Genomic DNA, 23,648 nt, shown 5'->3' on the forward strand with positions numbered 1-23,648 from the left:
CCGTCACGCCTGCTTGAGCCACGTCTCGAAACGCGGCCCCTCCGTCACGGTGCGCGCCCTGAGAAGCCGCCATTCGGCATATTTGAAGAACTCGACGTGCTTGCGGGGCGAGCGGGCGGCGCTGACAAATCCCCAGACGGCCCACATCAAATCGTCTGCAGCACCATAAAGTCGCGCCCGAGCGAGGGTCTGCGTATCCGGCCTTCCGGTCGCAATCTCAATGGCGAGTAAGGCTTCCCCGTCGAAGGGCAGCAATTCGGAAAGCACGGTTCCGAGGTCGTAGGCCGGATCGGCTTGTCGCGCCCACTCGAAGTCTACCAGCCGAACGCTGTTGGCCGGCCCCACCATGACGTTGGATGAGACCCCATCGGCGTGGCATGGAACGGTGTCGACACCCGACGCCGCAATCGCCGCGGCCATACGGTCGACCTCGGCCGACACGCTTAGTACCGATGCGGGCAGGATCACGCCTGGCGCATTGGCCAGTTGAGTATAGGCCGTGATGAGATCGAAGACGCTGCGCGTTTCCTCGAGCGGCGCAGTCTTCTGGAAAGTTCGCTTCGCCGAGAGCAAGTTCTCGAGGACCTGCGGGCGCCGCAGGACGTCGAGGTGCCCCCACGCCCATTCATCATCGAGTGCCTCGAAAACCAGAATACCGTTCCCAGTATCGGCGTGCAGGAGCCTGGGCGCGATGCCAACTTCTCCGGCGTTGCGGCTTGCCTCGGCCACATATTCCGGTGTGATGAAATCGGACATGTCATGATAATGGCGCTTGACGAAAACCAGTGGTCGATCCGCGCTAGCCGCAAAGCAGCAAGTGTTCTCGACGGCTCGGTGAATAGGCGACGCCACGCCGCCAATTGCTGGCGTCAGTCTTGCACTGGGGAGGCCGACCGCCTCGAGCGCGGCCGTCACTGCGGCGTCACCCTGCATGACAGCCTCCCTCGGAAAGCCGCCGAAGAACAGCGGTGAGGACCACGAGGCCGGCCTCAACGTCCTCCGGCTGGGTCAATTCTTCGGGATGGTGGGCGATGCCATCGACGCTTGGGACAAAGATCAACGCGGACGGGATGCCGCTGTTTTGCAGCGCCACAGCATCATGGCCGGCGACCGAATGCATGGTGAGCGGCTCAAAGCCTCGCGTTCGTGCGGTTTCTTCCACAAGCGCCAGAAGGGCGGTCTCCATATTCGCGGCAGCCCGAAGCGTGTCGGCGGCGATTTCCATGCGTGTGCCAGTGTCCTCGGCCGCCTTTTTGAAGGCGGGCACGATCAACTGCCAGGCTCGATCCAGGTCTTCCGCGTTCGGTCCACGCAGCTCAAACCATACTGTCGCGCGATCGACGACGACATTGGGAGAATTGGGCTCAACGACGAGGCGCGCCGCCGACCGGTGCAAATGGGGAAAGCTGCTGGCAACCGCCGCCTCGAATGCCACGATCCCAAGAGCCGCTGCAAGCAGAGCATCGCGACGATCGGCCATGGGAGTCGGACCTGTATGTGCCGCGCGACCGGTCCATTTGATCGTGGTCTTGCGGGCCGCCCACGTTCCTTCAACGATGCCAATACGGCGGCCCGCCTCCAGAAGCTTCCGCCCTTGCTCGGCATGCAGCTCAATGTAGGCCTCCGGTTGCGGCGGTACCTCGCCGTTCTCGCCATCGATACCAATTGCCGCGAGAGCGTCGCGAAGCGCGACAGTCCCCACATCTTGAAGGGCGAGTGCATCCTCGAGAGCCAGAGCACCGCAGAATACGGCGCTTCCGGTAAGGCTCGGCTGAAACCTAGCCCCTTCCTCATTGGTCCAATTCACAACAGCCAGGTTCCGGATGGGATCAAGGCAGCCGGCAAGGAAGTCAGCGTGCAGATCGCGCGCAGCGTACCCGGCGGCAAGGACGCCGAGCGAACCGTCAAAGCGCCCGCCTCGCGGCTGGGTGTCGAGGTGCGATCCCGCAAAAATCCAGGGGGCGTCCTTGCCGGCCCATTCAAAGCAGGCGAATTGGTTGCCGACGGCATCGTGTGCGATGCGCGCACCACCCTCCGCCATCCAGTTTGCAAAGACGCTACGCGCCATCCCATCTTCGGAACTGGCCGCCAACCGGGTTACACCTTCTCCCGGTTGAGCGCCGATAGAAGCAACCTCATCAAAGATCGCGGGGAAATTGGAGCCGGGTGACTTCCCGGCACTAAGCATGGATGATCTCCAACTCGTCGGCCCGAACGCGCCCAACGATGCTGTCCGGGGGACGACTGTCGGTCACGAGCGTACTAATTTGGCTGAACGGAGCAGTGATGACATTGCCGACCTTCCCGAATTTGGAATGATCGGCAAGCATGACGCCTCGCGACGTCTGCTTTAGAAGCACCTGGCGAATACGCGCCTCATCCTCCTCAAAATCCATGAAGCCATAGTCGGCATTGATTGCTGCAGCACCCATAAAGACCATGTCGAAATGGAACTGTTGGATGTAGGCATGCGTGTCGTAGCCCACGAGGTCCTGCTCGATCGGGCGGAGGTTTCCAGGCGTCACCTGCACCCGCACACCGAAATGCTCGCAGGCGGCCTGCGCGATCAGCAGCGAATTGGTGTAGAGCCGGAGTTTCTTGAAGCCAATCAACCGCCGGGCCAATGCCAGTGTAGTAGTGCCCGTATCCAGGAAGATGACGGAGTCGTCCTTGATAAGCTCGCGCGCCAGTCCCGCGACCTGGTCCTTTTCCAAGGCGTTGAGCTTGATCCGCTCGGTGATCGGGGTATCGGAGGTGCGTCCAGCAGGAATAGCACCCCCATGCACCCGCCGCACGGCGCCCTCGGCTTCCAGGTCCTTCAGGTCACGTCTTATCGTTTCGCCCGAAACGCGGAATTCTGAAGAGAGATCAAGCACGCTGACGCGCTGATCGCGTCCCAGACGTTCCAAGATGACTTCCTTTCGGACATCACTCGACATTGGCATTTTCCTCGTGACGATGCAGGCAGGCGGCGTAGTTGTTGCTCGCAAGCGCGAGCAGCGGGGGGTCGATACTTTGGCAGTCGCTTTCTGCGCGGGGGCAGCGCGAGCGAAACGAACAGCCCTGCGGTAGATCAATGGGGCTTGGCGGCTCGCCGTCCAGGAGATACTGGGGACGCGGAAAACGGTTGTCCTCCAGCGTCGGTATGGCACTCAGAAGCGCCCGCGTATAGGGGTGGTGCGGATGTTCGAACAGGGTAGCGTTATTGGCAAGTTCGACGATGCGTCCCAGGTACATCACCGCGACGCGGTGGCACATTCGTCGCACGAGCGCGAGATCATGCGAGATGAACACATAGGAAAATCCGTGCGAGGCTTGGAGCCGTTTGAACAGGTCAAGAAGTTCAGCCTGCTCGACCTGATCGAGCGCCGAAAGTGTTTCGTCGAGGATCAGCAGGCGCGGCTCGAGCACCAGTGCACGCGCGATATTGATGCGCTGCCGCTGACCGGCGCTCAAACCCACCGGTAAACGTTCAGCTAGCTCCGCATCAAGCCCCACCTCAGCCATCGCCTCTTGCGCCAACCGCGCTGCATGCCGCCGGTCGACGCCGTGGATCAAGAGTGGTTCCTCGATAATGCGTTGAAGAGGCATCCCGGCCGGCAATGAGCCGTAGGGATCCTGGAGCAGAAGCTGGAACGACTTGCGCATCTCCTTCATCGATCGCGCAGAAAGAAGCGACAGGTCCTTTCCCAGGAAGGCGATGCGTCCCCCGTCGGGCTGTTCTAGCCAAGAGAGGAGCCGGGTCAGCGTTGACTTTCCGCAGCCGCTTTCGCCGACGATGCCGAAGTTTTCGCCTGCCTTCACGGTGAAGGAAACATCCCGCACTGCTTTTACTTCGTTGTAGGCGTTGAAGGCGTCACGCCGACGCACCCGATAGGTGCGCGTAACGTTCTCGACCGTCAGCACGGCCTCGCCCTCCGTCGAGATCGGCGGGGCTACATCTTTCCAGATCGGTGCAATTCGGGACAACAGCGTTCGCGTGTAGGGCTGCTGCGGATTGGTAGCAATCTCTGCGGTCCTGCCTTGTTCGATAATTCGGCCGCGCTGTATGACGAGCGTGCGTTCCGCAATCTGTGCGACCACAGGCAGCGAGGAGGAGATGAACAGGAACGCCGTATTCAGGCTCTCCCGCAAGTCATCGATGAGACGGATGATCTGCGCCGCGACCGTGACGTCGAGCGCTTGGGTAATGTTATCAGCAATGACGAGTGACGGTTCGGAAACGAGCGCGTCGACGATCATTACGCGCTGCATCATGCCACCCGAAAACTGGAACGGTGCCTCTTGGAAACGCGCGCTCGGCGACGGAATTCGGACGCGGCCAAGCAGGTCAAGCACCTTGTCCCGTGCCTCCGCCCGCCCGATCCCGGGCTGCACGCAACGCAGCTTCTCGATGATCTGGTGCCCTATGGGTAGGCGGGGATCGAGCGAACCCATCGGGTTCGCCCCGATGAAGCCAATGCGATTTCCGCGCACCGAGGTAAGCCCACGCCGATCGAGGGACAAGACGTCTCTTCCCTCGAAGACGATCTTTCCACCGGCGATCTCAAGCGGCGACGCGATCGCCCGAACCAGTGCGCGGGCAAGTACCGACTTCCCGGAGCCCGCCTCGCCGACGAGACCGATTACCTCGCCACGTTCGAGCGCGAAGCTGACATCGTCGACGATCCTTCGCCTTTGGTCTGCCAAGTGCAAGTCCACGCTCAGATTGGAGACGGCGAGAATGGGATCTATCATCACGCCTCTCCTCGCAAAATAGCGTTGCGGGCTCGCTCCAGTGCCGACCCCATCAGGTTGAGGAAGCTAAGCGAGACCAGCATAAAGAGGCCGGGCATGGTAGCGATCCACCAGGCATTGAGCAGGTACTTCCGGGCATCGGCGATGACATTGCCAAAGGTCGGGGTTGGGGGCTGTACCCCGAGGCCGAGAAATCCCAGGATGGATTCGAAGATCATCATGCGGGCGATATCCAGAACTGCGACGAACGCGATCGGCGGCAGCACGACCGGCGCGACGAAGAGCAGCATGATCCGGAGATCGGACGCCCCGAGTACCCGTTCTCCAAGCACGTAGCCGCGGTTGCGTTCGCCGAGCGCGACCGACCGCGCGACGCGGGCGTAGAGCGGCCAGCCAGAGAGACCGAGGACAAGGATGATTGCCGGGACAGTCGGGCGAGAGACGCCGAGGATCGTGATGGCAAGGATGATCATGGGGATCGACAATTGCGCATCGGTGAGCCGCATTATAACCGCATCGACCCAGCCGCCGCGAAAGCCGGCATAGAGGCCAAGGCTGCACCCGATGAAGAACATCAGCACCACCGTGGTGATACCGATGAACAGGGAATACCGCAGGCCCACAAGACAGCGCATCAGCACATCGCGACCCAGTTGGTCGGTGCCGAGCAAATGGGGCCAACTCCAGCCATCCACGGGAAACGGCGGGAGCAGCTTGGAAGTGTAAGCGATCTTGATCGGATCGATAGAGCTGAACAGGGGCAAGAAGATCGCCAGCCCGACGAGCAGGCCGAAGCCGATGAGGCCTATGCGAAAGTCCATACGCGCGTACGCGATCTGTAGCATGCGACGGGTCGGAGTGACGCCGCGTTTTGCGACGGCTCGGAGAGCGACGCTCTCATGAACGATCTCAGCCACGTCAATACTCCAGTCTCGGATCGATGGTCATCGCGATTAGATCGACAAGAACATTGATCAATACGAACATCACGGAAATGAAGACGGCGATACCTTGGATGAGCGGGAAGTCGCGTTGCAGCACGGCGTTGATGGTCAGCAGACCGAGGCCGGGATAGTCGAAGATGAACTCAATAACGAGCACACCGCCAAGCAGCGTACCCAGTTGCACGCCGAGCAGGTTAATAAGCGGGACTGCTGAGTTGCCGAGCGCGTGCGAAAAGATCGTACGGCTGCGACTCAGGCCTCTGATCGGCGCGAGGAGGATGAAATCCTCGCGCATGACACTGGCGATTGAAACGGTTAAAGTGCGGAGGATGAAGGGCACGATCTCCACCGCCAGCACGATCGCCGGCAGGATTGTATAGCTGAGCCCTCGATAGCCAATGGCCGGCAGGAGCTTCAATTTCACTGACAGCAACAGAGTGAGCACGATGCCGAGCCAGAAATTCGGCGTCGATACGCAGATGCTGCCGAAAGCAAGTGCCAACCTGTCCGGCCACCGACCAGGATAGAGCCCGCCTGCCAAGCCAAGCGGCACCGCGACCGATAGAGCAAGAGCGAGTGCAACCGCGGCAAGCTGGAGGGTCATGGGCAGCGTGGCAAGGATTAGATCCAGCACCTTGGCGCGTTCCGCACGGGTATCGTCGTCGAATGCAGCGCCGCCGAGACTGGCGCCACTCTTTGGGCGGACGAACGACGTGCCCAAGTTACCGGTCGCGAGTTTTCCAAGATAGGCCAGAAATTGCATGGGCATCGGCTGGTCCAGGCCAAGTTCCTTTGCCTTCATTGCCACCACGGCGTCAGGCGCCATGCCGCCGACGATGAGGCGCGCCGGATCGCCGGGTACCACACGCAGAAGGGTGAAGATGAGGAAGGTCACCAGCAGGATGATGAGTATCCCCTGCAGGAGTCGTCTCGACAGGAACGACAGGACGAACATGGTTTCCTCGCGCGCCAACAGGTAGAGGGAGCGGCCGCCAGGTATTGGCGACCGCAGCTTTTGATATCAGGCCAAGGTAGCTTTGCTCGCGTCCATCATGCCGTTGGGGTAGAAGTACATGCCGTCGAGCCCCTCCCGCATGGCGTGGATGAAAACGGAGGTGAACAAGGACAGCGCTGGCACCTTGTCCGCCAGCATCGGCATCACCTCGTTCTGGATCACCGCTTTGCGGGCGGCAGGATCGAGCGTGTTGCGCTCCTTGTCCAGCACCGCGTCCAGATCCTTGTCCTCGATGCCGCATATCCGCTTCGAACTGGAATGGAAGTGGGTCCGCAGCACCAGATCTGGTTCGGGCGAGCCTGTCGACCAGCCGCAATCGATCATATGGCCTGGGCCACCACCCGGACGGTCATAGAGCCGATCGTTCCATGCTGCGACTTCCATGACGTTCAGCTTGACCGGGAAACCCTGTTCCTGGAGCATGGCGGTGATAACCTCGCCATATTCCTTGGTCTTGGGATAGAAGCCGACCGAGGTAATGTATTCCAGCTCCGGCAGGCCTTCGCCCTTAGGGAAACCCGCTTCAGCGAGCAATCGCTGGCATTCCTCGGGATTGAACTCCGGATAGCTGGGCGTATCGACGTAGCCGAACTTCACCGGCGAGATCCATGCCTTGGAGGCATGACCCGAGACGCCGAGGATATCGAGCACCACCGCTCGGTCGATCGCATGGGCGGCCGCCTTGCGTAGGCGCGGATCGTTAAAGGGCGGTTTGGAGCAGCGGAACCAAAGATACTTGTTCTCGACAGACACGGCCTTGTTGAGCTTGAAACCGCCGGTCGCCTCGATTGTCTGCACCTGCTCCGCCTCAAGCCGCTCGATCAGGTCGGCTTCGCCGTTGAGGAGCGCAAGGGTGCGGGTCGTGGAATCGCCGACAAAGCCGAAATTGATCCCGGGAACAACTGGCTTTCCAAGATAGAAGCCATCGAAGGCCTCCAGCACCGTCGTGTTACCGTCTTGTCGCATGAACTTGAAGGCGCCGGTACCGTTCGGACGTGAGGAGAGCAACTTGGGATCGGCCACGTCCTTCGCCGACATGATCGGTAGGAAAGCCGAGAGGAACCAGAAGAGGCTTGCTGGATATCCACCCTTGTCCGTCTTAACGCGCGCGACATGGTCGCTCACTACCTCGACCTCGCAGGGACCGGGATACCACGCTGCCGGCCGGTCTGCCTGGCTTGCATATTCGAAGGTCGCCTTGACGTCTTCAGCCGTAAACGGCTTGCCGTCATGGAAGGTCACCTCTTCGCGCAGCGTGAATTCGAGCGTGTGCTCGTCGATCAGCTTCATGTTGGTGGCCAGTTCCATAACCAACTCATCGGGATTGTCGGGCCGCATAGGCGCTCGGGTCAGATAACCGAACACAAAGCTTTCAAGATTGATCTGGGCCAGCGTCGTATGCGAGGAGGGATCCCAGTTGCCGGTGAGATTCTCGGCCGACATGAAGTTGAGAACCTTGCCCTCCGCGGCGCTCGCCGGGTTGACCAAGAACGCGGTATTCAGAACAGGCACGCTAAGTGCAACACTCGCAAGCGCCGAACTCTTTAGAAATGCTCGTCTATTAAAGTCCATGACGATGACTCCTCGTTGATTTGCTGGGGTTCCCCATTCCGCCTTTGTCGCCAGCAACGACAATTGGCGGTATCTTGTCTTGAAAGAGGTGATCCTCGGCCTGCTGGCAGAACGCCATTACAAGCGCATCGGCGTGGCGGCGGCCGACAACCTGCAGGCCGACCGGCAGACCGTTCTCGGTCAGCCCGCAAGGAAGCGAGGCTGCCGGGTTGCCGGACAAGTTGAATGGATAGGTGAAGGGCGTCCAACCCGTCCACGCAAGCACTCTTGAAGGCGAGATGAGACCTTCTGGTCCTTCACGATCAGCAGCAAACGGCTCGACTGGAACCGTCGGGAGAAGGAGGAGATCGATGTCCTCAAAGAGCGAGTGCACGCTGCCAGCAAACTCAGCTCTGGCCCGCGCCGCGGAAAGGTGGTCAGCCAGGCTATAGCGCGCGGATGCTTCGACAAGACCGCGGAAGCCACTGCCGAAAAGGGAGACATCGGCTTGCCCGCCATAGGCGACGCCACGACCCGCAACCCACAGAGTCTCGAAGGTCCGGATCGGATCCTCCCAATCCGGGCAAACCTGACTTATGTTCACGGCGAGCGCCTCGGCGAGATGGGTCACTGCCTGTCTAACGACGCGGTCGACCTGCGGTGCGACCTCGAAACCGAACAGGGTCGGCGCAAATCCGATCCGCAACGACCTGATCGACTGAATGTCGGTATAATCGGCGCCGTCGTCGGGCAGCGCTTGGTGGTCGCGCGGATCGGGTCCCTTTGCGATATTGAAGAGCAAGGCGCTATCCTTTGCCGACGTGCTCATTGGGCCTGCATGAGACAGCGTTTCAGTCGCGCTCCATGGCCAAGTCGGCACGCGCCCCAGCGTTCCTTTCATGGCGAAGACCCCACAGAAGGCCGCCGGGATACGAACGGAGCCGCCGCCATCAGACCCCAGCGTAAACGGCACCATGCGCGCGGCGAGTGCCGCGCCCGACCCCGAACTGGAGCCGCCACTCGTGAGTTCGGGGTTCCAGGGGTTTCGTGTTGGGCCGTAAAACTCGGAGTGGCCGGAGCCTGACCATCCCATTTCGGTTGTGGTCGTCTTACCGATCATGATCGATCCAGCTTCGATCATCCGCTCGACAAGAGGCGCAGTCGCGCTGGGAGTGAAGTTTTGGTAAGCGGCGGACCCGCGCTGGCAAAGCCGGCCCGCGACGAAAAAGAGGTCTTTGACGCCCATTGGGATGCCATGGAGCGGCCCGCGGAAACGACCCTCCGCCGCCTCGCGGTCACAAGCCTGCGCCTCTGCTAGCGCCTCCTCCTCGAACACCTGACTGAAGGCGTTGACGATCGGATTCAGCCGCTGAATGCGCGCTAGGCTTTCCCGCACAAGTGCCTCTGATGACAGATCACCCGAAGCAATCCCCGAACCCAACGAACGAACTGAAAAATCCACCGGTTCAAAGCCTCCTTTGGTGTGGAGTTAATGTTGATTATTTGGACTTGTCAACGACATCGGCAAGAGAAAATCAACGCCTCAGCTACGACCGCGAGCCAAGGCACGGTGTGTGATTCTTTGACTCTGCACGACGTCTCGGGCAGTCCACAGCAAGAAGAATGTTCACCTACTAATTGTTTTACAAGATTTTTTCAAACCAACCGCCCTTGTATCGCACGCGATCGCCGAGGAGCCCCTACGCCTTGCGGGCAATGCAGCTGCCCTGCGAGCTGCAATAATTAGCTGTGACATTGTGTGTCTTTTGTTGTTTTTGTTGACGTGGTGTGTGAGTCACAGGGGGCTAGCTAGATGGACGAAGCCACTTTGCTAGAACCCGGCGAAACGCCGATTGCGATCGAGATGTGGCCGCTAGTGTCGTTCTAGTTTGCGAGCAAGCGTCCCGTCGCATACCGAAGAAGGTTGGAGCCCTCGGCCTCGATGCCACGGCCCTCGAAGCCATATCGCGTGGGATCCGGGCGCTATCGAACTTTCGAGGTACCTTTCATCGGCTCTCGACGCATCCCTCTGCTACCAGCGCTTTTCGCGATTGGTCTACGGCTGCAACCGGCCGCCGGAGGCGGCATCGGCAGCGTGGAAAGGAGCGAGACGTTCGACGTCCCTGGCAACAACGACATTTCTGCTGCAGAGCGCGCTGCACGTGTAAGTGAGGTCTACCTGCCATTTCGAAAAGGCCTTTCCGAACTGCTTTCGCTGGCCCGCCCACCTTTCTTCATTTTGACCGCGCTACCAGCCTCCAGCCTTCGAATAACGGCACGTTTCGCACCCTGCAGCACCAGACAAACGGTCCGGTTCGTAAATCCGGCTGCAACGCCGTGGGATGGTCCATCTGCGCAATTTCCAGCCGCGCGATGTCCCTTCCAAGTGTTCTGTATCCTCGGGAAGGCACAGAGATGGCTGGGACACTTGGCCTGGATATCGACGGCGGGGAACGATCCCACAGGTGGCGCGTTCGCGTTCGAGGCAATCATGAGGTTCGGTTCTGGAGTATTACCTCCATTGTGGGGCCGCGCCAATCGCGGCCCCGTATACGAGGTCCGCAAAAGCGGAGTACGTAGGCAGGCCGCGCACCCGCAGGGCCGAAACGAAGTGGAGGACGGCAACGCCGTTGCGCTGGAGGCCTGCCAAGGGATTTGCTCGTGCAGCTCAAAGAGATGACCCAAACGGAGCTGAAGGCGCTGCTCTCGGTTTCAGATCGGATAGCCGAAGCGGACAGTGGACGGACCGCCAGTTGGCACCTACGGCCATATACGACTGAAGTTCGTTTATCTATCCAAAGACGGACCAGCCATGGCCTAGGCCGTTGCCCCTTCGAGCAAGCCGCGCAGATCGCAGGGGATCTATAGGGAATAGCAAGCATGTTCTTGACTGACAAGAGGACCACGGTGGCTATTGGGTGGAATGCAAACTCGGTAGCTTCCCCCTTCCTGTGGACTCCTCACATATGCATCAAACCGGCGGAATACTTGCGCCGGCTGCATGGTCAATCACATAAAGCCAGGAACCATCCACCTGCCTTCGTATCAATTCGGCCGTGCTACCTGATGCGATGACAGTGTCGCCATCGCGTAGAGCAAAATCTGCACGCAGCAGGGCGACATCTCCATGAACCACGCAGAAATTATTCTGGGACACCATTATTCCCGGCGCTTGCAGCAACTTTGTCAGTTCTCGACCGATCGCCTCAAGCCCGGTCGCGCGCGCACCGCTGCCGTCGACTAGGAGAATGGCATCCGGTTCGTAGAGCGAGAGAAGGTTGTTGAGGTCTCGTGAGTTGAACGCTCGTGCGAAGGTTTCATTCATTTCGTTGGGCGTGTAGGTTTTGAACATCCGAGCTCCTGCTTGATACTTCAGGTGCTTTAATCATGTGCGATCTGCACTATCCAAATGGGAAGCGGCACCGTGCCCTCGATATCAGGAATTGCGGCCCTCGAAATTCCGTCCCCGCGTCACCCATCTGAATGCCCTGTAGAAGATTGGCTGTCTTTCCTTGGTCATCGCTGGAACGCGCTCATTCTCTGGCACCTTTCGACCGGAGATAAGCGGTTTTCAGAGTTGATGACGGTTCTCCCTCACATCACGTCAAAGGTGATGACAGACCGGCTGCGTGCCTTGATGGAGCGAGATCTTATTTCCCGATCAGCAGTGCTTACTTTTCCGCGCACAACTACCTACCAGATCACAGCTCGCGGCAGGGCGCTCACCCCAATACTTGACCAGATCGAGCAATGGGCGGCGAAATCACATCGTGCCGTTCCACCCTCGTGATCCGTATCGGTCTGGGCTGCGTCGTCCGTCACTGCATTCATGCAATGGGTAGGTGAAGTTGCAAGCTGGTGCCTCGTTTCCCTCAGCCGACCATAGGACAACCTAAGCGCACTTAACAAATCACTTGAAATATCACATGAATTCTTTTACGTCTCCCCCAGAGCGGCGGGGATAGCGGCCTCGCCCGCGGAAAACCCTTGAAAGGCAGGTGCGCCCTAACGGCGAAACCGCCTTCTGACAGCAGCTTCGTGGAGACTTGAGCCGATGAAATGGCCAGCAACCCGGATTTCCTCCAGCTCGCCCAAGAGCTTTGGCATGTATGAGAAGGCCACGCGTCTTTTCGGCGACGATCCGCAGGTCATCCATCTTGAAGTCGGGCGCCCCGACTTCGATACGCCTGACCCCATCAAGGCGGCGACCATTGCGGCGCTCGAAGCGGGCAAGGTCCACTACGGCGAGTTCGCCGGCGAAAGCGACCTTCGCCAGGCCATCGTTGACGATGTTCGCGTCCGAAACGGCATCGATTTGACGCTGCGGAACGTCATCGTGACAAACGGCCTGACCCACGCCGCGTTCGCCGTCACGCTGGCCGCCATCGACCCCGGCGACGAAGTAATCATCCTGGAACCGTACTATCCGCAGATCATCAACAAGATCGAACTCGCGGGCGGTGTCGTCGTTTCCGTGCCACTCAACGCGGACAACGGTTTTGCCATCGATGCTGAACGCATCGAGCGGGCTGTGACCCCCCGGACACGGATGATCTACCTCGTCAATCCAAACAACCCGACGGGTCGGGTCTATTCCCGGCAGGAACTTCAGGCCTTGGCGGATGTCGCCATCCGCCACGACCTTCTGGTCTGTTCCGACGAGGTCTACGAGCGCATCGTGTTCGACGACGCCGAGCATATCAGCATTGCCGCACTGCCCGGCATGGCCGAGCGCACCTTCACGCTCTTTGCCTTCACCAAGGCCTATGCCATGGACGGCTGGCGCATCGGCTATCTGATCGCGGACGCCCGGTTCATCCCTGCCCTTTTGAAGATAACCGCCAACGACGTTTCTCACGTCAACGTCTTCATCCAGGCGGGCGCCGTTGCCGCATTACGCGGCGACCAATCGATCGCCCGTTCCATGGTCGAGGAGGATCGGCGGCGACGCGATATGGTCTGCCAGCGTTTGAACGCCATGCCGGGCGTCGTCTGCCCGGTGCCGCCAGGAACGATCTATGTCTATCCCGACATTAAAGGCACCGGCTACTCCAGTCAGGAGCTGGCGGATCTCTTGCTGCAGGAGACGCAAGTCGCTGTCGAGTCAGGTGCATTTTATGGACCTGCCGGCGAAGGCTATCTCAGGCTGTGCATCGGCTGCGAACCCTACGCGCGGATTGCTGAGGCGATGGACCGCATCGCTGCGTTCATCGACCATATCCGTCAGCCGCGCTCGGCGGAGGCGTGAGCGTCGATGCGGGGTGTGCCGGCATTCGATCATTGGCTCAGGAACCGCTTCAAGGATCTGAACACCGAGCTTGAAGAGACCTATTTCAAGCTCGACGATCCAGCGTCCGTAGACGGGGTGCGCGACGACCTGAAAATAGCCATCCGTGAGGAGGGCCGTGGGCATATCGCGGCTATCCTGTGCGGCGCCCTGCCCCTGCAGAACACCGATGCTGCCTATGACCTGCTTGGCAGCGTCGGTCTTTATATGGCTGCGCTGCGGCGGCATGAATTGACCAATCCGGAGCGGGAGATGCGTTCACCGCTTGTCGAAGCCAGCGCGCTTGCCCAGACCCTCAGCGCCGCCATCGGCGTTGCGCCCCGCTTTGCAACCGCTCATGTCAACCTCTCCAATCTCGCCATTGAAGGGCACCACAAGAGCTTTACGCATCTGGCTGAAGAGCTTCTCTTCATCAAATACAATTGCTTGAGCATCCTCGGCTACATCCGCACAGCCGACATCCTGCGGCGCGTCTTTCCCCTTGGTGTGACCCATCCTGTTGCTGAGTACCTTTTCGACAAAGCGGCCGCCGCACTCGAGGACGTCGAAAGGTCAAACACCGAGCTCGACGAAAAGCTGGACGTCCGCCGCTTCTTCTACAACGTTCGCCCCTACTTCAAGACCTATCGCGTCGGGCGCTCGGAATATCGCGGCGCCAATGCCGGCGACTTCGCCGCAATCAACGAAATAGACCTGATGCTTGGTCTTTGCCGTTCATCGGATCCAACCTATTCGGCCCTGCTCATTGAGAAAATGCCGTTCATGACGGCCTCGGATCAACAGCTTCTGCAGGCCAGCGCCCGGCAGGTCAGCCTGCTGGACGAATTCCTGGCGGTTGTCGACAAGACGGGCGACCTGCCTGAACTGGCGGTCGCGCCACTTAGCGCGTTCATCCGTGCCTGCGACATCCACGGCCGCACGGCCGCACAACATCACGATCGCCTGGTGCGGCGCTTCATTGAGCAGCCATCGATCGACATGCCGCAGCAACACATGGCCCAGATCACCGCAAGTGGCCCGCCACTTCCGGTGCTCATGAACGCGCTCGAAGTCCTGCGGGACAAGCGGCTGGCGGCCAACCGCCAGGGCATCGACAGCAGGTATTCCGACCTGGAAAGGCTTCGGTCTCTCTGCAGCCAGAATGTGTGACGGAACACCAACGAAAGCCGTCATGAAGGGGAACTGAACGCGGGAAACCCGACAACACAGAAGGAGGATTTATGCGCCTTATCTCATCTCTGGCAAGAAGCGGACTTGTATTGGCCATTCTCGGCTGCGCCAGTGCGTTTGCAACTGACAAGGTGACCGTTGCCGTCACGGCCATCGTGGAGCATCCTTCGCTGGACGCAGCGCGTGCCGGCATCAAGAAGGCGCTTGGGGACGCAGGCTACAAGGAAGGCGAAACCCTCAATTTCGAATTTGAATCGGCTCAGGGACAGCCTGCCACGGCAGCGCAGATCGCACAGAAATTCGTGGGGGAAAATCCCAATGTAATCGTCGCCATCGCGACGCCGTCCGCGCAGGCAGTGGTGTCGGCAACGCAAGATGTCCCGGTGGTGTTCACGGCGGTCACTGACCCCGTCGCCGCACAGATCGTCAAGGACCGCGATCACCCGGGTGGAAACGTCACCGGCATCTCGGATTTCTCGCCGATCGGCGTACATCTTGACCTGATCCGCGAAATCCTGCCGTCCGCGGTGAAGATCGGTGTTCCTTTCAATCCCGGCGAATCCAACAGCATTGCGCTGCTAAAAGCCCTCAAGGACCTGGCGCCTGCGCGCGGCTTCGAGATCGTCGAGGCTCCTGCCACCAAGTCCGCGGATGTCGCCGGCGCGGCGCAAAGCCTCGTCGGCAAGGTCGATGCAATCTATCTGCCGACGGACAACACGATTGTGTCGGCGCTTGAGACTATCCTCGCGGTCGGTACCGAGAACAAGCTTCCCGTCTTCGCTGGCGAAACCGATACTGTAGCGCGTGGCGCGATCGCATCGGTCGGGTTCGACTATTTCCAGGTCGGTGTTCAAACCGGTGAAATCGTCGTGCGAATCCTGAAAGGTGAAAAGCCGGGGGACATTCCGGTGCGCAACGCCAGCGGAACGGATCTGGTCGTCAACGCCAAAGCCGCAGCGGCCATGGGTGTCACCGTTCCGCAACCTGTGCTCGACCGCGCCAAGCGGGTCATCCAATAGGCTGTGTTCTAAGAAACCAAGCCCCGCAGGGGGGAACTGGACTGGCGACGCGCTATCCGCGTCGCCGGTTGCCTTCCGGCCCTCGATTTGACCTTAACGGAGCGGTTTCATGAATCTCATCTCGCTTATCGGTGCCATTGAGATCGGCTTGATCTTCGCCCTCGTGGCGCTTGGCGTCTATATTTCATTTCGGGTGCTCGATTTTCCGGACCTGACGGTCGACGGCAGCTTCCCTCTTGGCGCCGCCGTCGCCGCAGCGATGATCGCGGGCGGCATCAATCCGGTGCTTGCAACCGGTGTTGCGATCGTTGCCGGCTGCCTGGCGGGCATGACAACCGCGTGGTTGAACATTCGATTCGGCATCCTGCATCTGCTCGCCGGCATTCTGACCATGACCGCACTGTTTTCCGTCAATCTGCGCGTCATGGGTCGTCCTAACATTCCCCTGATTAACCAGCCTACCGTCATCGATCTGTTCTCATGGCTAAATCCGCTTGTCGCTGCAGTCGGGTTGCCCGGCCGGCCGACGCTGAAGGTGCTGGCCTTGCTGATCATCGTCACGGCCGTCGGTGCCTTGCTGGCGCGCTTTCTGACATCGGAGTTCGGGTTGGCCATGCGGGCAACGGGAGCAAACCCGCGTATGGCGCAAGCGCAAGGCATTCGCACGGATATGCACACCTATGTCGGAATTGCACTGTCCAACGGCCTCGTTGCCTTGGCCGGGGCCCTGTTTGCCCAAACAGCCGGCTTTGCCGACGTCACTGTCGGCACAGGCACAGTCATAGCCGGTCTGGCGGCGGTCATCCTTGGAGAAACAATGTTTCGAACGCGGCCAATCGTTCTGGCGATTTTCTCCTGCGTGGTCGGGGCGATCACCTACCGCATCGCCATTGCCCTGGCACTCAACACTGGCTGGCTCGGCCTGCAAGCGTCCGATCTCAACATTGTCACAGCGGTGCTCGTGGGGCTGGCGCTCATCATGCCGAGCGTTGCCAACCCAATGCGCAGCCTGCTCAAGCGGAGGACGTCATGATCAATGTTAGAGATGTTTACGTCACCTTCGGACGCGACACCCCAATGGAAAACAAGGCATTGCGCGGTCTGGACCTGACAATCGAACAAGGCGAGTTCGTCACCGTCATCGGCTCGAACGGCGCCGGCAAATCGACAATGCTGAATGTGCTCGGCGGCAATGCGCGCACCGACAAGGGGTCAATCGTCGTCGACGGCACCGATGTAACACGATGGCGCGCGCCCAAACGGGCAACGCTCATTGCCCGTGTGTTCCAGGATCCGATGGCAGGCACCTGCGAGCGGCTTTCAATCGAGGAGAACATGGCACTTGCCTTCTCGCGAGGACGCACCCGTCGCTTCGGTCGTTCGATCGACGGTGCCCGGCGCGCGCTGTTTCGTGAAAAACTCTCGATGCTTGGCCTGGGCCTTGAGAACCGCCTCGGCGATTCCATGGGTCTGCTTTCGGGCGGGCAGCGGCAGGCGGTCAGCCTGCTCATGTCAACGCTGGCCGGTATGAAAATTCTGCTTCTGGACGAACATACTGCGGCGCTTGACCCGCGCACAGCAAGCTTCGTCCTCGATTTGACCCGCAGGATCGTCGAGGAACAAAAGCTGACGACCTTGATGGTGACGCATTCCATGCGCGATGCGCTGGACTATGGAACACGCACCGTGATGCTGCATGAGGGCAAGGTTGCCTTCGATATTTCCAGCGACAAGCGTCAGAATATGGGCGTTCCAGACCTGCTCAACCTTTTCAAACAGGTGCGTGGCGAAGAACTCTCGGACGACAGCCTGCTGTTGAGTTAGGGCGCAGCCGCGGCCAGATACGGAGATCAATGGGCAACGCCTCGGCAAGGGTGTCGCCGCCCATTTCAGGACGGCCGGGGAAGATGGGAACGAGCGTGAAATCCAAAGCAGGATCCATCGATGCACGGCTTGGCAAGCCGCAGTCGCTAGCGTTGCAGGCGTATGAGGCAATCAAGGAGCGGATCATCACCTTGCATTTCCTACCTGGCCAGTATGTCAATGAGGCAGACATCGCCGCATATCTGCATTTCGGGCGGACCCCCGTGCATCAAGCCCTGCAACGGCTCGATCACGAAGGCCTGGTGCAGGTTCTGCCGCGCAAGGGGATCATCATTCGCCCGGACAGTCTTCAGGAGATCCTGCGCATCCTCGATTCCAGAATCACCGTAGAACCGGAGCTGGCACGTCTGGCCGCCCAGTTGGCATCAGGGGAGCAGGCCATGGCCTTGCTGAACCTTGCAAGCGTCACCGATGCGACGCCCGGTTCTCCCGACATCGCCGCATTCACCATCGACGATCGGGCCTTCCACCGCATGATTGGTGACATGTCCGGCAATCCCGTCATGGCGGATTTTGGCCGGATGCTGCATGAACGCTCGACCCGGTTCTGGTACCTGCATCTGTGGCAGACCATCAATGTCGAGCTGTCCAACCGGCAACATCTCAAAGTCGCCACAGCGATCGCAGCCGGTGACGGCGCCGTAGCCGTGGAAACTATGTCCGAACATATCGGTGCGCTGCGCGAACGGCTGAAGAAATTGCCGGGGAGCGTCTTTGGTGCGCCATCTGCTTTCGCACCGCGAATTGGAAATTAGCGTGCGCCGCCGATCGACCGACCGCCACCGGCGAGGCATCATCATGCGCCAGACAGTACAACGAAAACCGTGCCGTTACCGGGCCCTCTCTCGGCTGAGCGGTGCCAAGAATCTGTCGAAATGCCGTTTTTGCGTCTTCACAAAATACTTCATGTGAAATATCACTGCTTGATTGACTAAGGGAGTGCGTGCGTGACCGACAAAATCCTGTCTGGGGCCTGTGAGAACAAAGCGCCATCGCTGACCGAGATTCTCATTCAGAGCAAGGACATCGCCTGGAGGCCGAAATCCCTGGCTGGAGTCCATGAGAAGATGCTCTGGCGCGACGATAGCACCGGCGCGTCTATTGCCCTGATCAAATTCGAGAAAGGCGTGGGCATTCCCCAACCGCATCTTCATGCCTCGAACCAGTTCATGTTCTGTCTTGAGGGCCATTATGAATACACCGCTACCGGTGTCACGCTGAAGCCCGGTTGCTTCTACTGCAACCCCAAGGGCAACGTGCATGGGCCGACGATCGCGCATGAAGAAACCGTCGTCGTAGAGATCTATGACGGCCCGCACTATCCGGTCCGGCCGTCCTGGTACACGAACGACGAGGACGCACAATGACGGCGCCTGGCCAGACGATCGCGGCGGACCGGCTGGAGAAGACCGTCGCTTCGATCTTTGTCGGCTGCGGCATCGACCCGGCCGAAGCCGCGGTGACCGCTTCCGACCTGGTCGCGGCCGATCTCGAAGGTGTTGCCTCGCATGGCGTGATGCTGGTGCCGATGTACGTCAAGCGGCTCAAGGCCGGTTCGGTCTCGACGCGCTCACGCGGCGCCATCGTTTCGGAGGCCGCGGCGATAGCGGTTCTGGATGCGGGTGATGTGCTTGGCCAGGTTGTCGCCAGGCAGGCCGTGGCACTGGCCGTCCAAAAGGCGGCAAGCGCCGGTGCCGGCATCGTGGCCGTGCGCAACGCATTTCATTTCGGAACGGCCGGCCGCTATGCCCGGTTGATAGCCGAGCGCGGCTGCGTCGGCATCGTCGCTTCGAACACAAGGCCCTTGATGCCGGCGCCGGGTGGTGCGGAAGCCCTCGTTGGCAACAATCCGATCGCGATCGCGGCACCGGCGGATGGAGACTTCCTGCCTGAAGTCGACATGGCACTGAGCGCGTCCGCCATGGGCAAGGTCAGGCTGGCCGAGGCCGAAGGCCGATCCATCCCGCAGGGCTGGGCCGTGGACGACCAGGGCATTGCCACCACCGATGCTGCAGTTGCGATCCGCGGCATGCTGCTGCCTGCTGCCGGTCCCAAGGGGTTCGGTCTGGCCTTCATGATCGACCTGTTGTGCGGCGGTCTGTCTGGCGGCGCGCTTGGCGCAGAGGTGCGCCCGCTCTACGGCGACCCGGCTGAGCCTTATCGCTGCAGTCAGCTTTTCATCGCGCTTGATGTTGGCACGTTCGGCCCGCTCGAAGCGTTCCGGCATCGCACCGCAGCCCAACTCGAGCGGGTAAGCAACTCGAAAAAGGCACCTGGTGTCGAGCGCATTTTTGCACCGGGTGCGCTGGCGCATGCCGCCAGGACCGCAAGTGCCGGACGCCTGTCCCTGCCTGCATCGACCATCGAAGGGTTGCTGCAGGCGGCAGGGCTTGCCGGCGTCGAAATCGACAACTGCAATAGCTAGGGGAAGCAGCATGGCCAAACAGCAGGTTACGACCGGCAACCTTCGCGAACCAAACGGGCATTTCTCGCAAGCGACGACGATCGAGGCGAAGGGCAAACTGGTCTTCGTTTCCGGCATGACCGCACGCAAACCCGATGGCACCATTGCCGGCATTGGCGATGTGAGCGAGCAGACGCGACAGGTCTGCGAAAACATCAAAGCGGCGATGATAGCCGCTGGCGGAACGCTCGACGATGTGGTGCGCGTGGACGTTTATGTGCGCAACATGGAGCACTTCGACAAGATCCATGCGGTTCGCCGGGAGTATTTCAAATCGCCACTTCCGGCATCCACAATGGTCGAGATCTGCAAGATGACCTCGCCGGACTACCTGATCGAGATCAACGCCATAGCCGTGCTGCCGGAGGGCTGAGAGCGATGCGATATATCACCTGCCGATATCGCGGTGCCAAAAGAATTGGCACTTTGAAGGGCGATGCCGTCGAGTTGCTGATGCAGGATGAAGGCGACATGCTGTCGCTCGTTCAACGCCTGGGCGACGACCCCACCGTCCCGTTGAAGACTGCTGCCACGGTGTCGCGCGACGAGGTCGAACTGCTGGCGCCGATGCAGCGCTTCCGGCGCGACATCCTGTGCACCGGATGGAATTACTGGGATCATTTCGAGGAGAGCCGCGGCAAGCGCGATGGTCAGGATGTCGACAAGCCGGCCGCGCCGACGTTCTTCACCAAAGCACCCGACACGGCCATCGGCCCCACCGACCCGATAGCCTACGATCCCTACATCTCGGCCAAATGGGACTATGAGGTCGAACTGGGCCTCGTCATCGGCAAGACAGGACGCAGCATCGCGCGCAGCGATGCTCTATCGCACGTCTTTGGCTACTTCCTTGCCAACGATGTTTCGCAGCGCGATCTGCAACGCCGGCACGGCGGCCAGTGGCTGAAGGGCAAGAGCATTGATGGCACGATGCCGATGGGACCAGTGATTGTCACACCCGACGAGTTGAATGTTCCCGAACTGCGTCTGCAGTGCAGCCTCAACGGGCGCGTGCTCCAGGACGCCCTGGTGAAACAAATGGCGTTCCCGATCGAAGAGCTGATTGCCGAATTGTCGTTCGGCATGACGCTGCACGCCGGTGACGTCCTCATAACCGGAACGCCGTCGGGAATCGGTAATGCGCGCGAACCGCAGATATTCTTGCAGGACGGAGACGAAGTGGTGTCTCTTTGCAGGGGGCTGGGGGAACTGCGAAACGTGCTCGTCGCGCGTGACCTGCATGGAGCGACCAGCGTGCCAAGCATGAGTGTTGCGCTATGAAGGTTACTTTCGACGCGACCGGGTATGTGTTGGTGATCACCGGCGGTGCCAATGGTATTGGACGGGCCCTCGCGCTGGCGGCGGTCGCGGCGGGAGGCCGTGTAATCGTCCTCGATGCCGATGGCGACAGCCTTCGGGCTTTGATGACCAGTGCTCCGCTAATCGAGGGCATCGCCTGCGATGTCTCCAACCGCCAAGCCGTCTTCGAAGCCGTTGGCTCGATCGAGAGCCGCCACGGTAAAATCGACGGGCTGGTGTGTGGCGCTGCGGTGCAGCCCCGAACCCTGGTCCATGAAATGGAAGCCCAGGAATGGGAGCGCGTCCAGCGCATCAACCTCGATGGTGTGGTCTGGTGCTATCAGGCGGCGGTTCCCGGCATGATCCGGCGCAAGCGCGGCAGCATTATCGCCTTCACCTCCGGGCTTGCCGCCCAGGGGTGGCCGCAGGCGTCGGCATACGCCTCGACCAAGGCGGCGGTCGCGGCCTTCGCCAAGAGCGCGGCGAAGGAGATCGTCGGACATCGCGTTCGCTTCAACGTCGTCTCTCCAGGCGTCATCGATACGCCGCAGTACCGCGTCGCCAATCAGGGTGCCGACAACGAAAGCTGGAAGGCGACGCTGGGCGTCGGCGAGCCGGAGGATGTCGTCGGCCCCTTGCTGTTCCTGCTGTCCGATGTCGCGACGATGACGGGCTCCGTGCTCAGCCGCGACATGGCCTACGCCCGGGACAAGTGAAATGACGGACATGAAACCGGTGCTGATCGCAGGGGCCGGGCCGATCGGCCTGACGACCGCGCTCGCCTGCCGCTTCTACAAAATACCGTTCATCCTGTTCGAAGAGGATGACAGTTTCTCGAGCGACACCAAGGCCGGCACGATCCTGTCGCGTACCCTGGAGGCGTTTCGGCGTTACGGCGTGGCGAACGACGTGCTGGCGCAAGCCTTGCGTGTCGACGAGATCGGCGACATCGACCGGGCAACCAACCAGGCTCGGCGCCCGGTCCGGCCGAGCCTGCTGGTGGACGAGACTCGCTTTCCCTTCGTCATCAACCTGCCACAGCATCAGCTCGAACCGATCCTCGGCGAAGCGGTTGCCTCCGGCGAGCCCGGCAGCGTCCGCTTGCGCCACCGTCTAACGGGCTTCACGCAGCATAGCGACGGCGTCAGCGTCGATTTCGACACGCCGGATGGCCCGGTGCGGATCGAGGGCTCGTATCTCCTGGCCTGCGATGGGGGACGTAGCACCGTGCGCGGCCTGCTTGACATCCCGGTCGAGGGCATGTCGCTCGATGTGCGCTACATGCTGGTTGACATCAAAATCGATTTCGATGTCGCCAACCCACGCGACTATCCCTACCTCGCCTATTTCTCCGACCCGCAGGAATGGATGATCCTGGTCCGGCAACCGCATTGCTGGCGGTTTCTGTTTCCGCTGGCAGCCGGCGCCCAGGAGGCGACGCCAGACGAGCTCGCAGAGAAGGTGCGGCGCTTTGTCGGTGACGTCGGCAAACTCGAGGTCATCAACACGGTCATCTATCGCGTCCACCATCGAATCGCCAGGCAGTGGCGGCGCGAGCGTGTCTTCCTCATGGGCGATGCTGCGCACCTGATCACCCCGATGTGGGCACTCGGGCTCAACACTGGCATCCTCGATGCACTCAATCTGCCCTGGCGTCTTGCATGGGTCGCCCGCGGCTGGGCAGCGGACGGCATCCTCGATGGATATGGCGCCGAGCAGAAGACGCTGGCGGCGCAAGGCTCGGGCGAGATGGCGGAGGCGGCGCGCGCGATGATGGGCGGCGATGCCTCGCACGCCGACCCATTGGCCTCCGACGACGTTGGCGTCGCATTGAGCCGCACGATGCTTGGCGTGCGCCTCGATATCGAAGGCACAGGCAACTGGTCGATCATCAAAACCGGCCGCCTGCCGGTCGAGGTAGGCGACCGTATGCCCGACATGGACATCTTCACTGGCGACGGCCGCGTCCGTCGCGTTCACGAGCTTTTCGACGACAGCTTTGTCGCGCTTCATTTTGCCGATGCGCGCCGGCGCCCGCAACTTCCCGACAGCGACCTGCCCGGGCTCAAGCATTACCTCGTCTCGCGCTGGGATGCCCCGCATGATTCAGGGTTGCGTGACCGGTCCCTGTTCGATGTCGATGATCGGCTGCGCAAACGGCTCGGCGTTGTTGATGACAGCGTCGTTCTTGTACGGCCCGATGATCACATAGCGGCAATCGTGCCGCGAAGCGGGCCTGCCATCGAAGCGACCTATCGGCGTATCGTGGGACTCTGAG

At 60.6% G+C, this 23,648-nt stretch carries 23 protein-coding genes; 14 read left to right on the forward strand and 9 right to left on the reverse strand.

The genetic code is table 11. The features are described 5' to 3' along the window. Positions 1–3: 3 nt before the first annotated feature. The 8 genes from NKI31_RS11960 to NKI31_RS11995 form a co-directional block, all read right to left on the reverse strand. The gene (locus NKI31_RS11960) at positions 4–933 is read right to left on the reverse strand and encodes a phosphotransferase (RefSeq protein WP_352651595.1); all 930 of its coding nucleotides are present in this window, start codon (positions 931–933) and stop codon (positions 4–6) included. After that, complete coding sequence (locus NKI31_RS11965) at positions 923–2,188, reverse strand: Zn-dependent hydrolase (RefSeq protein WP_352651596.1); 1,266 nt, start codon at positions 2,186–2,188, stop codon at positions 923–925. The genes NKI31_RS11960 and NKI31_RS11965 overlap by 11 nt, the downstream gene beginning before the upstream one ends. Further along, a complete protein-coding gene (locus tag NKI31_RS11970; protein WP_352651597.1) occupies positions 2,181–2,939 on the reverse strand; it encodes a DeoR/GlpR family DNA-binding transcription regulator in 759 nt (252 codons plus the stop codon). The genes NKI31_RS11965 and NKI31_RS11970 overlap by 8 nt, the downstream gene beginning before the upstream one ends. Then, a complete protein-coding gene (locus NKI31_RS11975; protein WP_352651598.1) occupies positions 2,929–4,737 on the reverse strand; it encodes a dipeptide ABC transporter ATP-binding protein in 1,809 nt (602 codons plus the stop codon). Before NKI31_RS11975 ends, NKI31_RS11970 begins: the two co-directional genes overlap by 11 nt. Then, positions 4,737–5,645 carry an ABC transporter permease gene (locus NKI31_RS11980; RefSeq protein WP_352651779.1) on the reverse strand — a complete coding sequence of 303 codons (909 nt, stop codon included), beginning with the start codon at positions 5,643–5,645 and terminating at the stop codon, positions 4,737–4,739. Before NKI31_RS11980 ends, NKI31_RS11975 begins: the two co-directional genes overlap by 1 nt. Positions 5,646–5,655: 10 nt before the next feature. After that, positions 5,656–6,636, reverse strand: coding sequence for an ABC transporter permease (locus tag NKI31_RS11985; RefSeq protein ID WP_352651599.1), 981 nt, complete (start codon positions 6,634–6,636; stop codon positions 5,656–5,658). Between the two features lie 66 nt (positions 6,637–6,702). Next, the gene (locus NKI31_RS11990) at positions 6,703–8,268 is read right to left on the reverse strand and encodes an ABC transporter substrate-binding protein (RefSeq protein ID WP_352651780.1); all 1,566 of its coding nucleotides are present in this window, start codon (positions 8,266–8,268) and stop codon (positions 6,703–6,705) included. Further along, positions 8,258–9,709 (reverse strand): amidase, encoded by a 1,452-nt coding sequence (locus NKI31_RS11995; RefSeq protein ID WP_352651600.1) that lies wholly within the window; start codon positions 9,707–9,709, stop codon positions 8,258–8,260. The genes NKI31_RS11990 and NKI31_RS11995 overlap by 11 nt, the downstream gene beginning before the upstream one ends. Before the next feature lie 427 nt (positions 9,710–10,136). On the opposite strand from NKI31_RS11995, the gene NKI31_RS31850 reads away from it, so the two are divergent. Beyond that, positions 10,137–10,415, forward strand: a complete 279-nt coding sequence (locus NKI31_RS31850) for an N-formylglutamate amidohydrolase (protein ID WP_502899119.1) — start codon at positions 10,137–10,139, stop codon at positions 10,413–10,415. An 803-nt stretch (positions 10,416–11,218) separates the two neighbouring features. Here the strand turns inward: NKI31_RS31850 and NKI31_RS12000 are convergent. Then, on the reverse strand, positions 11,219–11,599 hold the full coding sequence (locus NKI31_RS12000) for a YybH family protein (RefSeq protein WP_352651601.1): 381 nt from the start codon (positions 11,597–11,599) through the stop codon (positions 11,219–11,221). Between the two features lie 57 nt (positions 11,600–11,656). Here NKI31_RS12000 and NKI31_RS12005 point away from each other — a divergent pair, with 57 nt between their 5' ends. The 13 genes from NKI31_RS12005 (at position 11,657) to NKI31_RS12065 (ending at position 23,647) form a co-directional block, all read left to right on the forward strand. After that, positions 11,657–12,037 carry a winged helix-turn-helix transcriptional regulator gene (locus tag NKI31_RS12005; protein WP_352651602.1) on the forward strand — a complete coding sequence of 127 codons (381 nt, stop codon included), beginning with the start codon at positions 11,657–11,659 and terminating at the stop codon, positions 12,035–12,037. A 315-nt stretch (positions 12,038–12,352) separates the two neighbouring features. After that, the gene (locus NKI31_RS12010) at positions 12,353–13,495 is read left to right on the forward strand and encodes a pyridoxal phosphate-dependent aminotransferase (protein ID WP_352651603.1); all 1,143 of its coding nucleotides are present in this window, start codon (positions 12,353–12,355) and stop codon (positions 13,493–13,495) included. Between the two features lie 6 nt (positions 13,496–13,501). Then, a complete protein-coding gene (locus tag NKI31_RS12015) occupies positions 13,502–14,683 on the forward strand; it encodes a monodechloroaminopyrrolnitrin synthase PrnB family protein (protein ID WP_352651604.1) in 1,182 nt (393 codons plus the stop codon). Between the two features lie 71 nt (positions 14,684–14,754). Continuing rightward, positions 14,755–15,723: an ABC transporter substrate-binding protein gene (locus NKI31_RS12020; RefSeq protein ID WP_352651605.1), complete on the forward strand. Its 969-nt coding sequence runs from the start codon at positions 14,755–14,757 to the stop codon at positions 15,721–15,723. A gap of 109 nt (positions 15,724–15,832) precedes the next feature. After that, entirely contained in the window at positions 15,833–16,756 is a 924-nt protein-coding gene (locus NKI31_RS12025; protein WP_352651606.1) for an ABC transporter permease, read from the forward strand. After that, positions 16,753–17,547, forward strand: coding sequence for an ABC transporter ATP-binding protein (locus NKI31_RS12030; protein WP_352651607.1), 795 nt, complete (start codon positions 16,753–16,755; stop codon positions 17,545–17,547). The genes NKI31_RS12025 and NKI31_RS12030 overlap by 4 nt, the downstream gene beginning before the upstream one ends. 95 nt (positions 17,548–17,642) lie before the next feature. Continuing rightward, entirely contained in the window at positions 17,643–18,362 is a 720-nt protein-coding gene (locus NKI31_RS12035) for a GntR family transcriptional regulator (RefSeq protein WP_352651608.1), read from the forward strand. A gap of 192 nt (positions 18,363–18,554) precedes the next feature. Beyond that, positions 18,555–18,974: a cupin domain-containing protein gene (locus NKI31_RS12040; RefSeq protein ID WP_352651609.1), complete on the forward strand. Its 420-nt coding sequence runs from the start codon at positions 18,555–18,557 to the stop codon at positions 18,972–18,974. Next, positions 18,971–20,032: an Ldh family oxidoreductase gene (locus tag NKI31_RS12045; RefSeq protein WP_352651610.1), complete on the forward strand. Its 1,062-nt coding sequence runs from the start codon at positions 18,971–18,973 to the stop codon at positions 20,030–20,032. The genes NKI31_RS12040 and NKI31_RS12045 overlap by 4 nt, the downstream gene beginning before the upstream one ends. Positions 20,033–20,042: 10 nt before the next feature. Continuing rightward, positions 20,043–20,444, forward strand: coding sequence for a RidA family protein (locus NKI31_RS12050; RefSeq protein WP_352651611.1), 402 nt, complete (start codon positions 20,043–20,045; stop codon positions 20,442–20,444). Between the two features lie 5 nt (positions 20,445–20,449). Then, positions 20,450–21,352 carry a fumarylacetoacetate hydrolase family protein gene (locus NKI31_RS12055; protein ID WP_352651612.1) on the forward strand — a complete coding sequence of 301 codons (903 nt, stop codon included), beginning with the start codon at positions 20,450–20,452 and terminating at the stop codon, positions 21,350–21,352. Beyond that, positions 21,349–22,086, forward strand: a complete 738-nt coding sequence (locus NKI31_RS12060) for an SDR family NAD(P)-dependent oxidoreductase (RefSeq protein ID WP_352651613.1) — start codon at positions 21,349–21,351, stop codon at positions 22,084–22,086. Before NKI31_RS12055 ends, NKI31_RS12060 begins: the two co-directional genes overlap by 4 nt. A gap of 1 nt (position 22,087) precedes the next feature. Next, positions 22,088–23,647, forward strand: coding sequence for an FAD-dependent monooxygenase (locus NKI31_RS12065; protein WP_352651614.1), 1,560 nt, complete (start codon positions 22,088–22,090; stop codon positions 23,645–23,647). The last annotated feature ends 1 nt before the right edge of the window (position 23,648 follow it).

Source organism: Mesorhizobium sp. M0659 (assembly GCF_040320605.1).
Classification (GTDB): domain Bacteria; phylum Pseudomonadota; class Alphaproteobacteria; order Rhizobiales; family Rhizobiaceae; genus Mesorhizobium.